The organism is Streptomyces sp. B15 (assembly GCF_018070605.1).
GTDB classification, from domain to species: domain Bacteria; phylum Actinomycetota; class Actinomycetes; order Streptomycetales; family Streptomycetaceae; genus Streptomyces; species Streptomyces smyrnaeus.
Window position 1 is genome coordinate 1 of the sequence record NZ_JAGPXJ010000028.1, and the last position, 13,927, is coordinate 13,927.

The following is a 13,927-nucleotide window of genomic DNA, read 5'->3' on the forward strand; positions in this document are numbered from 1 at the left end:
ACCCCGCCAGGACGGCGCTGACGTGGGCCTTCACCGTGCCCTCCACCACCCGTAGGCGGCGCGCGATCTGCGCGTTGGACAGCCCCGCCCCCAGATGGGAGAGGACCTCCCGCTCGCGGGCGGTCAGCGCCTCGGTCCGGGCACGGGCCGAGGCGCGGCGGCCGGCCGCCGATCCGGCGCCGGTCGCCGCCAGGTGGGCGACGACGCGGGCGGCCACCTTCGGGGAGAGATAGGCGGCGCCGTCGGCCACCGCCCGTACGCCCGCGAGAAGTTCCTCCGGTTCCCCGGCCTTGACCAGGAATCCGGCGGCGCCGCCGCTCAGGGCCCGCAGGATGTAGTCGTCCTCGCCGAACGTCGTCAGGATCACCGCGCGGGTGCCGGGCACGGTCCGGCCGAGTGCGGCAAGCGTCTCGATGCCGTCGGCCTTGGGCATCCGGATGTCGAGCACGGCCACGTCGGGGCGGTGTCTGCGTGCCAGTTCGACGGCCTCGTGCCCGTCGCCCGCCTCGGCGACGACCTCGATGGCGGGGTCCGTGGCCAGAATGGTGCGTACGCCGGTGCGCACCATCGGTTCGTCGTCGGCGATCAGTACCCGGATCGGTGCCGCGGTCATCGCCCGCGGCCCCTCACGCCCGCAGCACCTCGGCCGAGACGAGCGTGTCCGAGCGGAAACAGATCCGGTAGGCGTCCCCCGAGCGGTCGTCGAAGGGGTTGGCGGTGATCGCGTAGTACTCGCACGTCGTTCCGGCTCTCTGTGGCGGGGGCGGGGCATCGGCGGGCCGGTGCCGGGTCTGCTCGTCGGGCAGGTACGGGGCGATCCGTGCCCGCTGCTGCCCGGCCCGCAGCCGGTCGAAGTCCTCGGCCGGCAGCACGGCCCGCTCGGTCACCAGGATGTCCCACCAGGTCAGTGCTCCGCCCAACAGGGCGCCCAGGGCCAGACAGGCGGTGACGGCGACGAGCGCGGTGCGGCCCAGCCTGCGGCGGGCGTGCCGCTGCTCCAGCGCCGGCCCCGCGTACACGGTGGCGGGGGCGGCCGGCGGCCGGGGGGTACGGGCGCGGGGGAGGGCGGCTCGTACGGCGAAGCCGCCCTCCGGCGTCGGCCCGCAGCCGAAGGTGCCGCCCGCCAGTCGGACCCGCTCGTCGAGCCCGACCAGCCCGCGCCCGCCGACGCGGGGGCGCTCCTCCTGCCCGGCGTCCGGCCCGGCACCCGGACCGTTCTCCACCGTCACCAGAATCCCGTCCGCCCCATAGGTGACCGCGACCGTGGCGTCGGCCTCCGGCGCGTGCTTGGCGACGTTCGTCAGGGCCTCCTGGACGACGCGGTACGCCGCCCGGAGCGCGTGCGGCGGCGGACCGTGCTCGCCGTCCGCCTCGCCCTCGATCCGCGCCGTGACGGAAAGACCGGCGGCCGACGCGTCCTCGACCAGCTGCCGGACGCTGGTGTCCGGCGGACGGGTAGGGGCCTCCTGAGCGGTCTCCCGCAGCACGCCGATGACTTCCCCGAGCCGGTCCACCGCCGACTCGGCGCGGCCTCTGATCTCCTCGGCCGCCGTGCGATGCTCGGCCGCCAGGCCGTTCGCCAGCTTGAGGGCACCGGCGGAGAGCGCCAGCAGGCTCAGCTCGTGGCCGAGGGCGTCGTGCATGTCCTGTGCGATGCGGGACCGCTCCTGCAGCCGGGCCTGCCCGGCGACCAGTTCGCGTTCCCGCGTCAGCTGTTCGGCCCGCTCCCAGCCCGCACGGGCCAGCTCCTGGTACTGCCGCCAGAACCGGCCCGCGCACCAGGAGAGCATCCCCGCGGTGAGCGCCACCGCGACGAACCGGGTGCCCGGTGTCAGCCAGGCGGGACGGGCCAGGGCCGCCGTCATGCCCGCGGCGAGGGCCCCGGCCAGGAACAGGGTGGGCACGAGCGCGCTGCCGGGGCGCCGACCGGCCAGAAAGGCGCACCCGGCGGCCAGGGCGATCCACCACGGGCCGACGAGCACACCCAGCAGCGCCGCCACCCCCGCGGCGGCGGTGAGGGTGTGAGTGATGGTCCGACCGCGTACATCCGTCACAGTCACAAGGGCGACGGTAGCCGCGCTCCGTCGGCCGGTGACACTGCCGAAAGTCGTAGAGCCACCGGCCACCCGGCACCGGCCACCGGCGATCCGCCACCGGCGATCCGCCACCGGCGATCCGCCACCGGGCCGGCTCTCCTGGGGCCCGGCCCCGCGTCCTTACGCCGTCATGTCGTCCGGCGGCGGATCTTGTTGCCGAGCCAGACCAGCGGGTCGTACTTGCGGTCCGCGGCCCGCTCCTTGAGCGGGATGAGGGCGTTGTCCGTGATCTTGATGTTCTCCGGGCAGACCTCCGTGCAGCACTTGGTGATGTTGCAGTAGCCGAGCCCGTGGTCGTCCTGCGCCGCGGACTTGCGGTCGTGGCCCGCGTCCTCGGCGGCGTCCAGCGGGTGCATGTCCAGTTCGGCGACCCTCATCAGGAAGCGCGGCCCCGCGAAGGCCGCCTTGTTCTCCTCGTGGTCGCGCACGACATGGCAGGTGTCCTGGCACAGGAAGCACTCGATGCACTTGCGGAACTCCTGCGAGCGCCCGACGTCCTCCTGCTGCATCCGGTACTCACCCGGCCCCAGGTCCGGCGGCGGCACGAAGGCCGGCACCTGGCGGGCCTTCTCGTAGTTGAAGCCGACATCGGTCACCAGATCCCTGACCACCGGGAAGGCGCGCAGCGGGGTCACCGTGACGGTCTCGTCCCGGTCGAAGACCGACATGCGGGTCATGCACAGCAACCGGGGCCGCCCGTTGATCTCCGCGCTGCACGAGCCGCACTTGCCCGCCTTGCAGTTCCAGCGGACGGCGAGGTCGGGGGCCTGGGTCGCCTGGAGGCGGTGGATGATGTCGAGGACGACCTCGCCCTCGTTCACCTCGACGGTGAAGTCCTCCAGACCGCCGCCGTCCACATCGCCGCGCCAGACCTTGAAGTGCGCGTCGTAACTCGTCTCCGGCCGTGTCGTGTCGGGGGCTTCGCCGCTGACCGCGCCACCGATCCCCTCGGTTCCGGGGCCCGCACCGTGATGCGCTTGGGTAGTCACTCGCTCGTCAGCTCCTCGTCGGTCAGGTACTTGATCAACTCCTCCTTCTCGAACAGCTCAAGAAGGTCCTTGCGGATCGGCGGCATCTCGCGGCGCCGCAGCGCGATCCGCCCCGCGCGGCCCGTCTCGGCCTCGGCACCCGACGCGCCCTCGGCTGCGAGGGTGCAGACGAGGTTGGCGCGCCGCCACTCGCGGTCCATCTCGGGGTGGTCGTCGCGGGTGTGCCCGCCTCGCGACTCCGTACGGTTCAGCGCGGCGCGGGCCACACACTCGCTGACCAGCAGCATGTTGCGCAGGTCCAGGGCGAGGTGCCAGCCGGGGTTGAACTGCCGGTGTCCCTCCACCTTTGCGCGCCGGGCGCGCTCGCGCAGCTCGGCGAGGCGGTCCAGCGCCTCGGACATCTCCTCCTCGCGGCGGATGATGCCCACCAGGTCGTTCATGGCCCGCTGGAGGTCCTGGTGCACCGCGTACGGGTTCTCGGTCGACTCCTCGGCTGCCTCCTCGTCCGCCGGGGCCGGACCGACGCCGAACGGCCGCAGTGCCTCGGCCGCCGCCGTGTCGATCTGCTCGTCCGCCACCCGGGGGCGCTCCCGCGCACAGCCGCGCGCGTACTCCGCCGCGTACAGCCCCGCCCGGCGGCCGAAGACCAGCAGGTCGGAGAGGGAGTTGCCGCCCAGCCGGTTGGAGCCGTGCATACCGCCGGCGACCTCACCCGCCGCGAACAGCCCCGGCACCCCGCGCGCCGCCGCCGTGTCCGAGTCGACGTCCACACCGCCCATCACGTAGTGGCAGGTGGGGCCGACCTCCATGGGCTCGGCCGTGATGTCCACATCGGCCAGTTCGCGGAACTGGTGGTGCATCGAGGGCAGTCGCCGTTTGATCGTCTCCGCGGACATCCGGGTGGAGACGTCCAGGAAGACGCCGCCGTGCGGGGAGCCCCGCCCCGCCTTGACCTCGGCGTTGATGGCGCGCGCCACCTCGTCGCGGGGCAGCAGCTCGGGTGGGCGGCGGTTGTTGTCCGGGTCCTCGTACCAGCCGTCGGCCTCCTGCTCGGACTCCGCGTACTTCTCCTTGAAGACGTCCGGGACGTAGTCGAACATGAACCGCTTGCCCTCGGAGTTGCGCAGCACCCCGCCGTCGCCCCGCACCGACTCGGTGACCAGGATGCCCTTCACCGACGGTGGCCAGACCATCCCCGTCGGGTGGAACTGCACGAACTCCATGTTGATCAGCGAGGCCCCGGCCAGCAGCGCCAGCGCGTGCCCGTCCCCGGTGTACTCCCAGGAGTTGGAGGTGACCTTGAACGACTTGCCGATGCCACCGGTCGCCAGCACCACGGCCGGAGCCTCGATGACGAAGAACCGGCCGCTCTCGCGCTCGTAGCAGAAGACACCGGACACCCGGTCCTCCCCCTCCGAACCGGGTTCTTTCAAGATCTGGGTGACGGTGCACTCCTGGAAGACCTTGATGCGGGCCTCGTAGTCGCCGCTCTCCTTGAAGTCCTCCTGCTGCAGCGAGACGACCTTCTGCTGGAGCGTACGGATCAGCTCCAGGCCGGTACGGTCGCCGACGTGCGCCAGGCGCGGGTACTCGTGGCCACCGAAGTTGCGCTGCGAGATCCGCCCGTCCGGCGTGCGGTCGAACAGCGCGCCCCAGGTCTCCAGCTCCCACACCCTCTCGGGCGCCTCGCGGGCGTGGAGTTCGGCCATCCGCCACTGGTTGAGGAACTTGCCGCCGCGCATGGTGTCGCGGAAGTGCACCTGCCAGTTGTCGCCCTCGTTGACGTTGCCCATGCTGGCGGCGATGCCGCCCTCGGCCATCACCGTATGGGCCTTGCCGAAGAGGGACTTGCAGATCACCGCGGTGCGCAGGCCCTGCTCCCGTGCTTCGATCGCGGCCCGCAGCCCGGCGCCGCCCGCGCCGACGATCACGACGTCCCACTGCTGACGTTCGACGTGTGCCATGTCGCTCAAGTCCCTCTCAGAAGAGCCGCGGGTCGGTGATGGTGCCGGTGGCGAGCAGGTAGACGTAGAAGTCCGCCAGCGCCACGCTGAGCAACGAGGCCCAGGCGAGCAGCATGTGCCGCCCGTTGAGCTTTCCGACCCAGCCCCACAGCCGGTAGCGCACCGGGTGCTTGGAGAAGTGCCGCAGCCTGCCGCCGACGATGTGCCGGCAGGAGTGGCAGGAGAGGGTGTACGCCCAGATCAGCACGATGTTGGCGAGGAAGACCAGGGTGCCCACACCCATGTGGCCCCACTCGTAGTCCTCGTTGCGGAAGCCGAGCACGGTGTCCCAGGTGAGGATCACCGCGACCAGCATCGCCGCGTAGAAGAAGTAGCGGTGGATGTTCTGCAGGATGAGCGGGAAGCGGGTCTCGCCGGTGTACTTCTTGTGCGGCTCGGCCACCGCGCAGGCCGGGGGAGAGGCCCAGAAGCCGCGGTAGTAGGCCTTGCGGTAGTAGTAGCAGGTGAGCCGGAAGCCCAACGGGAAGATCAGGATGAGCAGCGCGGGGGACAGCCCCCACCACTCGCCGAACAGACCCCAGTTGGGCCCGCCCTTCATCGTCGCGCAGTTGTCCGCGAGGCAGGGCGAGTAGAACGGTGACACATACGGCGCGTGGTAGTAGTCCGTGTTCGCGAACGCGCGCCAGCTGGAGTAGACGACGAACGCCAGCAGCCCGAGCGCGGTCGCGGCGGGCGCGAGCCACCAGCGGTCCTTGCGCAGATGGGGTTCGGCGATGGCGGCGCGCGTGCTGGTGTGCACGCCGGTGGGCCGGGGGCCCGCGGCTGGGCGGGGCCCCGTGCTCTGTTGTGGTTCGGTGCCAGTGGCCAACGGTTTCTCCGGATGAGACGGATGGGGTCAGGGCAGGCCCGGCAGCAGGCGCCTGCCTTCAACGACTCGCTGTCCAACGAGTCACGGTGCGTGCCGGTCGCGCGCTCCGAGCCCCTCGTCGTCGACATCCGTCCACAGGCCCGGGTCGTAGGGCTGGTCGGTGATGGTCACCATCTCGGCGTGCGGCTCGGCCCTCGGTCGTGGGGCGGTGGCTCCCAGCAGGGCGAGGGATTCCTTCAGATGCTCGGTGTCGCTGCGTACCCGCCGGATCTCCAGGCCGCTGCCGACATGCTTCTCCAGTCGGCTGACGCAGCGCGCGAGATCGTCCAGACAACGCTGAGCGGCTGTCAGTTCATCGTGCAAGGACATGACGTGCCCACCTCCGCGGTGGTGCGGCTGGCGTGGTCGATGCGCGTGGCGAGTGTTGCGCGTCACACTCCCGCTTGTGAAGGGTGCGGCACGCCTTTCCGCCCGTACGAGACCTGCCGGCGGCCTTCAGCCGCGGAGCGGCGCGGAGGTGTCGAGGGCGGGGTAGGGGGAGGGCAGGGGCAGCGGGTCCCCGAGCTTGACCTCGGAGGTCGTCTTGTACCGCGGGTCGCCTTCGTGTGAAACCGGGTCGGAGAAGGCGTACGCCTTGTCTTCCTTGCGGTGGATCAACACATGTACGGGGACGCCGGCCGCGGCGTGGGCCCGGTACTTCGGCCCGGAGTCCACTTCGTGGTTGCTGGAGGTGACCTCACCGGCGAGTACCAGCATGTCGACCGGATACCAGCCCTTGCGCGCTTTGCGGTACGCCTCGTCGACATCGGAGGGCCTGCGGTGCCGGACGTAGAAGTCCGGGATCAGCAGAGCGCGGGTCTCTTCGCCCTTCGGGCCGTACCGGTAGCCGTTGCCGAAGCCCGCCAGGCGGAAACCGGCCGAGCGCAACTGGAAGTACAGCTCCGCCCCCAGGTCGTTGTGCTCGTCATCAGGCTGCGGCGGCACGATGACCATCCCCTCGATGTACTGCGGTCGAATCGGCTCGTCGGATGCCTCTTCGAATGCGATCAGCAGGTCGACGGGGTCCATGGCCTTCGCCGGCTCCATCACAGGTTCGGCGGTCATCGTTGGTCCTCTCGCTGGCTCTCCCAGATTACGCCGGGGCCGGACACCCCGGGGGGCATCCTGCGGTCCTCCCCGCAGCCATGTGCGAGGTTTCCCCGCTGGTTACCCCGTTCGGGTGTCACGGCGGTGCGGAGCCCGGGTGTGCGCCCCCGTGCCCTGCCGCGGGGCTGCTCCGCACGGGTGGTCAGATGTGCTCCGTACGACGTGTCTGCCCGGTCCCGGGTGTGGGGCCGCCTTCAGTGGGGCGAAAAGATGTGATGAGCCGCCAAAGCCGCCGAAAGTGGACGTACGCGGGCGCGCGGCCAGCCCCGGAGGTTTCAGCATGCGAGCCGTCCCAGCCGAATCACCAAGGCCCCCCAGGCCGCCGCAGCCGGGGGAGTCCCCGAGCCGTGGCGCGACCGTCCGGCCCTGCCGGAACCGGCGCTGCACCCGGCGCTGGGTGGCGATGCTCGTCACCGGCGTGCTGCTGCCACTGCCGCTGGCCGCGTGCGGCGACTCGGACTCGCAGGACTCCGAGGCCGGAGCCGGGCTCGGATCGGCGGAGGCGGCCGGCGACGTACGGGCCACCGAGCGGGCGCGGGTCGCCTCCGGCGGCACCCTGCGCTGGGCGGTGGACGCGGCGCCCAGCACCTTCAACGTCTTCCAGCCCGACTCGACCGAGGCCACCAAGCGGGTCGCGGCGGCCACTCTCCCCACGCTGTTCACCCTGGACAAGCACGGGCGGCCGCAGGCCGACGAGGACTTCCTGCGCGGCGCCGAGGTCACCGAGACCGAACCGCGGCAGACCGTCGTCTACAAGCTCAACCCGAAGGCACGCTGGAGCGACGGCCGCCGGCTGAGCGCGGCGGACTTCCGCGCCCAGTGGAAGGCGCTGCGCGGCAAGAACAACGCCTACTGGACGGCACGGAACGCCGGGTACGACCGCATCCGGAAGGTCACCGAAGGGGAGGGGGCCGACGAGGTCAAGGTCGTCTTCGGCAAGCCCTACGCGGACTGGCGCTCGCTGTTCACGCCGTTGTATCCGAAGCAGGCCATGAGCAGTCCCAAGGTCTTCAACGACGGCGTCCGCACCTCGCTGCCCGCCGTGGCCGGCCCGTTCCGGGTCGTCAAGGCGGACAAGGACCGCTCCCGCACCGTCCTCAAGCGCAATCACCGCTGGTGGGGCGAGCGGGCGAAGCTGGACCGCATCGTGCTGACGGCCGTCCCCCGCGACAAGGTGGCCAAGGCGCTGGCCAGGGGGAAGGTGGACGTCGCCGACGTCGGTGCCGCGACGGCGGAGCGGATCGGCTCAGCGAACGGGCTGGGCGGTCCCCAGCGCCCCGACGCGGCCAAGGGCGCCAAGAACGCGCAGGAGGCCCGCAAGCGCGAGGCCGAGCTGCGCGAGGCACGCAAGCGGAAGGCCCGCGAGCGCTTCGGCGCCTCCGCCGCGCGGCAGCTGGGCAAGTACGAGGTGCGCCGGGCGCTGGACCCCGCCTACACCCAGCTCTCCCTCAACGGCGCGAGCGGCCCCCTGGCCGACGAGCGGGTGCGCCGCGCGGTGGCCCGCGCCATCGACCGGGACGAGCTGGCCGAGAAGGCGCTCGCGGGCACCGGTCTGCCGGATGATCCGCTCGGCAGCCATCTGCGGATGGCCAACCAGGACGGCTACCGGGACAACAGCGGCGCCTTCGGCAGCGCGGACCTCGACTCCGCGCAGTCCCTGCTGGCCGACGCGGGCTGGAAGACCGGTGGCCTCGGCGGGACGGGAGCCGACAAGCGTGCCCAGGATGCCCACGCCCACGCCCACGCGCAGGACCCGGCCGAGGACAGGTCCAAGGAGCGCGGCGAGGAGGACGGCAAGGAGAAGGAGAAGCGGGCCGACGGCGGGCCCGCCGAGCCGCCCGGCGCGGCCGGTTCCCCCGACGCGGGCGGCCGTGCGCCGCACCGCGCCGAGGCCGAGGCGTCCGTCGTCCGGCTGACCGCCGCCCAGATCGCCCGGGTCGTCGACAGGCCGCTGAGCCTCTCCGTCTCGGCCACGGCCCAGCGCGGCTCCATCCTCGCGCAGGCCGCGCACTCCAGCCTCGCCTCCGCCAGACAGGCCGGCTCCGAGCGCAAGCTGAGCCGGGCCAAGGCGGCGCTGGAGACGGCCGAGAAGGTGCGTGCGACGGCCCGGGAACTGCGACTGCTGGCGGGCGACCCGGCCAGCGCGGTGCGCAGCAAGGACGGCAAGCCCCTCGCGCTGCGGTTCGTCCTGCCGGGCGGCAAGGGCTCGGCGCAGCTGCGGGAGACCGGCAAGCGCATCGCCCGGATGCTGACCGAGGTCGGTATCCGTACGCAGATCAAGGAAGTGCCGGGCGACAGCTACTTCAAGGACCACATCGCGACCGGCGAGTACGACCTGGCGCTGTACTCCTGGCCCGCGACGGCGTTCCCCGCCACCGAGGCGCGGCCGATCTTCGCCAAGCCGCAGCCCGCCTCGGACGGCTCGCTGCTGGTCGAGCAGAACTACGCCCGGGTGGGTACCGACCGGATCGACCAGCTCTTCGAGCAGGCGGCGGGCGAGCTGGACGAGGGGCGGCGCCGGACGCTGATGGAGAAGGCCGATCGGCGGATTTGGGCCGTGGCCGGCTCGCTGCCGCTCTACCAGCGGCCGCAGCTGGTGGCGGCCAAGCGGGGCCTGGCCAATGCGGGGGCCTTCGGGTTCACCGGCCCGGTCTACGAGGACATGGGCTACCGCAAGGGCTGAGCGCCTTCGACCACGCGGAGCGCCGGGCGGACCGCACAGCGGCCCCGTCCGGCGCTTCGCGGCGGGGCCCGTACCATGGTTGACGAGGCCGCGGCGAGCCATGCCCGGCGTCAGGGGCGCGGCCCGGCCGCACAGGCCGGGGGCTCCCGGCCGAGAACCGGGGGAGCGCGGCCCGATCCGTCAACCCGGGAGACACCCCTCAGTGCCCACGCGCCACGACATCCGTAACGTCGCCATCGTCGCCCACGTCGACCACGGCAAGACGACTCTCGTCGACGCCATGCTCAAGCAGGCCGGAGCTTTCGCGGCCCACCAGCTCGAATCCGTCGACGACCGGGTGATGGACTCGAACGACCTGGAGCGCGAGAAGGGCATCACCATTCTCGCCAAGAACACCGCGGTCAAGTACCACCCCAAGGACGGTGGCGAGCCGGTCACCATCAACATCATCGACACCCCCGGTCACGCCGACTTCGGTGGCGAGGTCGAGCGCGGCCTGTCGATGGTGGACGCGGTCGTACTGCTGGTCGACGCCTCCGAGGGCCCTCTGCCGCAGACCCGCTTCGTGCTCCGCAAGGCGCTCCAGGCGCGGCTCCCCGTCATCCTCTGCGTCAACAAGACGGACCGCCCCGACGCCCGGATCTCCGAGGTCGTGGACGAGACCTACGACCTCTTCCTGGACCTGGACGCGGACGAGGAGCAGATCGAGTTCCCCATCGTCTACGCCTGTGCCCGCGACGGTGTCGCCTCGCTGACCCAGCCCGCCGACGGCGCGGTGCCCGCGGACAGCGACAGCCTGGAGCCGTTCTTCACCACCCTGCTGGAGACGGTGCCCGCCCCTACCTACGAGGAGGGCGCTCCGCTCCAGGCGCACGTCACCAACCTGGACGCCGACAACTTCCTGGGCCGGATCGCGCTGCTGCGCGTCAAGGGGGGCTCGCTGAAGAAGGGCCAGACCGTGGCCTGGATGAAGCGGGACGGCTCCGTGCAGAACGTGCGGATCACCGAGCTGCTGATGACCGAGGCGCTGACCCGCAAGCCCGCGGCCGAGGCCGGCCCCGGCGACATCTGCGCGGTCGCGGGTATCCCGGACATCATGATCGGCGAGACGCTGGCGGACGCCGAGAACGCGGTCGCGCTGCCGTTGATCACTGTTGACGAGCCGGCCATCTCGATGACGATCGGTACCAACAACTCGCCGCTGGTGGGCAAGGGCGGCAAGGGCCACAAGGTCACGGCGCGGCTGGTCAAGGACCGGCTGGACCGCGAGCTGATCGGCAACGTCTCGCTGCGGGTGCTGCCCACCGAGCGTCCCGACACCTGGGAGGTGCAGGGCCGCGGCGAGCTGGCCCTGGCCATCCTGGTGGAGACGATGCGCCGCGAGGGCTTCGAGCTGACCGTGGGCAAGCCGGAGGTCGTCACCCGGGAGATCGACGGCAAGCTGCACGAGCCGGTCGAACGTATGACGATCGACGCCCCCGAGGAGCATCTGGGCGCCATCACCCAGCTCATGGCCGGCCGCAAGGGCCGGATGGAGACCATGACCAACCACGGCTCCGGCTGGGTGCGCATGGAGTGGCTCGTCCCCTCGCGCGGGCTGATCGGCTTCCGTACGGAGTTCCTGACCGAGACCCGCGGCACCGGTATCGCGCACTCGATCTTCGAGGGCCACGAGCCGTGGTTCGGTGAGCTGCGGACGCGGCGCAGCGGTTCGCTGGTGGCGGACCGCTCCGGGACCGCGACCCCGTTCGCGATGATGAACCTGCAGGAGCGGGGCGTCATCTTCATCGAGCCGGGCACCGAGGTGTACGAGGGCATGATCGTCGGGGAGAACTCCCGCTCCGACGACATGGACGTCAACATCACCAAGGAGAAGAAGCTCACCAACATGCGGGCCGCCTCCGCGGACACCACCGAGAACCTGGTGCCGCCGCGGAAGCTCTCCTTGGAGCAGGCGCTGGAGTTCTGCCGCGAGGACGAGTGCATCGAGGTGACGCCGGAGACGGTACGCATCCGGAAGGTCAACCTCGACATGAAGGAGCGGGCCCGCGCGGCGGCACGCGCCAAGCGCTAGCCGGGCGTCGGTCGGACGCGGCCGGGCGTCGGCCGTCTTCTCATCCGGTCGGTCGCGCTCCGTAACGGCGCGGAGAAGTTCAGGAAGGGGTCCCATCCGCCAGGATGGGGCCCCTTCCTGCGTTCCGTGTCCTGTCTGTCGACGTCTTGACGCCTCCTCGGTGTCCGGAAAGAGAGCAGTAGCCCGCATCCACTGTCTGTTTTGCAGGTGTTTGTTCGGTGTTGGTCTCCGAATAACGGAAAAGAAGTTGTACGTGTAATCAAAATGAAACCGGTTGACCCTGGTTCAACAGGGGTGCGAGGGCGGATAGTGAAGCCATCGAGCTCGGGTTAAAGGGTCACGCACCGTCAAATGGGCGCCGACTCAGCGAGCGTGGGGGCGTTGTTGCGGGGTCGGCAGGCTGCCGGTCCTGGCACCGCCCCTTTTCTCTTGGCGAAAACTCTGAGGAGGACGGGCCCATGCGTGGCGCGAAGACGATGAAGTGGTCCGCTCTCGCGGCGGCCGTCGCCCTGGCGGCGACGGCCTGCGGCGGGTCGGGCGGCGACGGCGGCTCGGCCGCCGGCAAGCCCGCGGGGTACGTCTCGATGTTCAACGGCGAGCCGCAGCACCCGCTCCTGCCGTCCAACACGAACGAGAAGTTCGGCGGCTACGTCATCGACGCGCTGTTCACCGGGCTCGTCGGCTACGACGCCAAGGGCGGACTGACCGACATGAACGCCGAGTCGGTCGACTCCAAGGACAACAAGACCTGGACGGTCAAGCTCAAGAAGGGCTGGAAGTTCCACGACGGCACCGACGTGACCGCCGAGTCCTACGTCAAGGCCTGGAACTGGATGGCCAACGTCAAGAACAAGCAGGCCAACAGCTACTGGTTCGACGACATCAAGGGCTACCAGGACGTCCACCCGGAGAAGGGCGAGCCGAAGAAGGACGAGATGGAGGGGCTGAAGGTCGTCGACGACCACACCTTCACCATCGAGCTGTCCAAGCCGGTCCCGTACTTCGAGTACAAGCTGGGCTACAAGACCTTCACCCCGCTGCCCGAGTCCTTCTACAAGGACCCCAAGGGCTTCGGCCAGAAGCCGGTCGGCAACGGGCCCTACGAGTTCCAGAAGTGGACCCACAACAAGCTGATCCAGGTCAAGGCCGTCAGCAGCTACAAGGGCCCGAACAAGGCCAAGAACAAGGGCATCCAGTTCAAGAACTACTCCAAGCTGGAGTCCGCCTACCAGGACGCCCTCTCCGGCAACCTGGACATGGTTGACGGCGTCGGCCCCAAGGACCTGCCCAAGCGCAAGGCCGACTTCGGTGACCGCGCCCTGGACGTGCCCTACGCCGGCACCCAGAGCATCGTCCCGGCCTTCTACTCCAAGCCGTTCAAGGACGTCGACCCCAAGGTGATCCAGGGCCTGTCGATGGCCATCGACCGCAAGACGATCACCAAGACGGTCCTGCAGGGCACCCGCATCCCCTCCAAGGGTTTCACCCCGCCGCAGGTCAAGGGCTACCAGAAGCTCGACACCGAGGTGCTGTCCTACAACCCGAAGAAGGCCAAGCAGTACATCAAGGAGGGCGGCGGGGTCCCGGGCAACAAGATCTGGATCCAGTACAACGCCGACGGCGGGCACAAGGAGTGGGTGACCGCGGTCTGCAACAGCATCAAGAAGGCCACCGGCGTCACCTGCGTCGGTGACTCCAAGCCCGACTTCCAGACGGACCTGGAGGGCCGCCAGGCCAACAAGGTCAAGGGCATGTACCGGGGCGGCTGGCTCGCGGACTACCCGCTGAACATCAACTTCATGCAGGACCTGTACAAGACCGGCGCCTCCACCAACTACGGCCGGTTCTCCGACAAGAAGGTCGACGAGCTCTTCGACAAGGGTGACCACGCCGAGTCCCTGGACGAGTCCATCAAGGACTACCAGGCGGCGGAGAAGGAACTGCTGAAGAAGATGCCGGCCATCCCGCTGTGGGACTACGCGGCCAACATCGTGCACAGCGAGAACATCGACGACGTGAAGGTCGGCTTCGACGGCAACGTCCTCCTGACCGACATCACCGTCAAGTAGCAGTACGGCACCGGCTGTCGCCTGATCTCCTTTTCCGT

Annotated in this window: 10 protein-coding genes; 3 read left to right on the top strand and 7 right to left on the bottom strand. The window is 70.3% G+C overall.

The genetic code is table 11. The annotated features are described in order from the left end of the window. The 7 genes from KBY19_RS15195 to KBY19_RS15225 all read right to left on the bottom strand — a co-directional run. The coding region (locus tag KBY19_RS15195; RefSeq protein WP_210965961.1) for a response regulator transcription factor at nucleotides 1-613 on the bottom strand (613 nt) is incomplete at its 3' end. Between the two features lie 13 nt (nucleotides 614-626). Continuing rightward, entirely contained in the window at nucleotides 627-2,060 is a 1,434-nt protein-coding gene (locus tag KBY19_RS15200) for a histidine kinase (protein ID WP_307842652.1), read from the bottom strand. A 164-nt stretch (nucleotides 2,061-2,224) separates the two neighbouring features. Next, nucleotides 2,225-3,040 (bottom strand): succinate dehydrogenase/fumarate reductase iron-sulfur subunit, encoded by an 816-nt coding sequence (locus KBY19_RS15205; RefSeq protein WP_099886761.1) that lies wholly within the window; start codon nucleotides 3,038-3,040, stop codon nucleotides 2,225-2,227. Between the two features lie 41 nt (nucleotides 3,041-3,081). Continuing rightward, nucleotides 3,082-5,049: a fumarate reductase/succinate dehydrogenase flavoprotein subunit gene (locus tag KBY19_RS15210; RefSeq protein ID WP_185018048.1), complete on the bottom strand. Its 1,968-nt coding sequence runs from the start codon at nucleotides 5,047-5,049 to the stop codon at nucleotides 3,082-3,084. Between the two features lie 16 nt (nucleotides 5,050-5,065). Beyond that, a complete protein-coding gene (locus tag KBY19_RS15215; protein WP_099883811.1) occupies nucleotides 5,066-5,917 on the bottom strand; it encodes a hypothetical protein in 852 nt (283 codons plus the stop codon). Between the two features lie 81 nt (nucleotides 5,918-5,998). Continuing rightward, on the bottom strand, nucleotides 5,999-6,286 hold the full coding sequence (locus tag KBY19_RS15220) for a hypothetical protein (RefSeq protein ID WP_099883813.1): 288 nt from the start codon (nucleotides 6,284-6,286) through the stop codon (nucleotides 5,999-6,001). Nucleotides 6,287-6,412: 126 nt separating this feature from the next. Then, entirely contained in the window at nucleotides 6,413-7,021 is a 609-nt protein-coding gene (locus KBY19_RS15225) for a Uma2 family endonuclease (protein ID WP_210965962.1), read from the bottom strand. A 445-nt stretch (nucleotides 7,022-7,466) separates the two neighbouring features. On the opposite strand from KBY19_RS15225, the gene KBY19_RS15230 reads away from it, so the two are divergent. The 3 genes from KBY19_RS15230 (at nucleotide 7,467) to KBY19_RS15240 (ending at nucleotide 13,889) form a co-directional block, all read left to right on the top strand. Next, a complete protein-coding gene (locus tag KBY19_RS15230) occupies nucleotides 7,467-9,746 on the top strand; it encodes an ABC transporter family substrate-binding protein (protein WP_247691010.1) in 2,280 nt (759 codons plus the stop codon). A 202-nt stretch (nucleotides 9,747-9,948) separates the two neighbouring features. Then, the gene (gene typA / locus KBY19_RS15235; protein WP_099883819.1) at nucleotides 9,949-11,820 is read left to right on the top strand and encodes a translational GTPase TypA; all 1,872 of its coding nucleotides are present in this window, start codon (nucleotides 9,949-9,951) and stop codon (nucleotides 11,818-11,820) included. Nucleotides 11,821-12,278: 458 nt separating this feature from the next. After that, complete coding sequence (locus tag KBY19_RS15240; RefSeq protein WP_210965964.1) at nucleotides 12,279-13,889, top strand: ABC transporter substrate-binding protein; 1,611 nt, start codon at nucleotides 12,279-12,281, stop codon at nucleotides 13,887-13,889. The last annotated feature ends 38 nt before the right edge of the window (nucleotides 13,890-13,927 follow it).

What these genes read in the sequence shown, in the direction of transcription:
- KBY19_RS15210 (WP_185018048.1), bottom strand. Translation starts at nt 5,049, where the DNA reads ATGGCACACGTCGAACGTCAGCAGTGGGACGTCGTGATCGTCGGCGCG.
- KBY19_RS15240 (WP_210965964.1), top strand. Translation starts at nt 12,279, where the DNA reads ATGCGTGGCGCGAAGACGATGAAGTGGTCCGCTCTCGCGGCGGCCGTC.
- KBY19_RS15220 (WP_099883813.1), bottom strand. Translation starts at nt 6,286, where the DNA reads ATGTCCTTGCACGATGAACTGACAGCCGCTCAGCGTTGTCTGGACGAT.
- KBY19_RS15225 (WP_210965962.1), bottom strand. Translation starts at nt 7,021, where the DNA reads ATGACCGCCGAACCTGTGATGGAGCCGGCGAAGGCCATGGACCCCGTC.
- KBY19_RS15230 (WP_247691010.1), top strand. Translation starts at nt 7,467, where the DNA reads ATGCTCGTCACCGGCGTGCTGCTGCCACTGCCGCTGGCCGCGTGCGGC.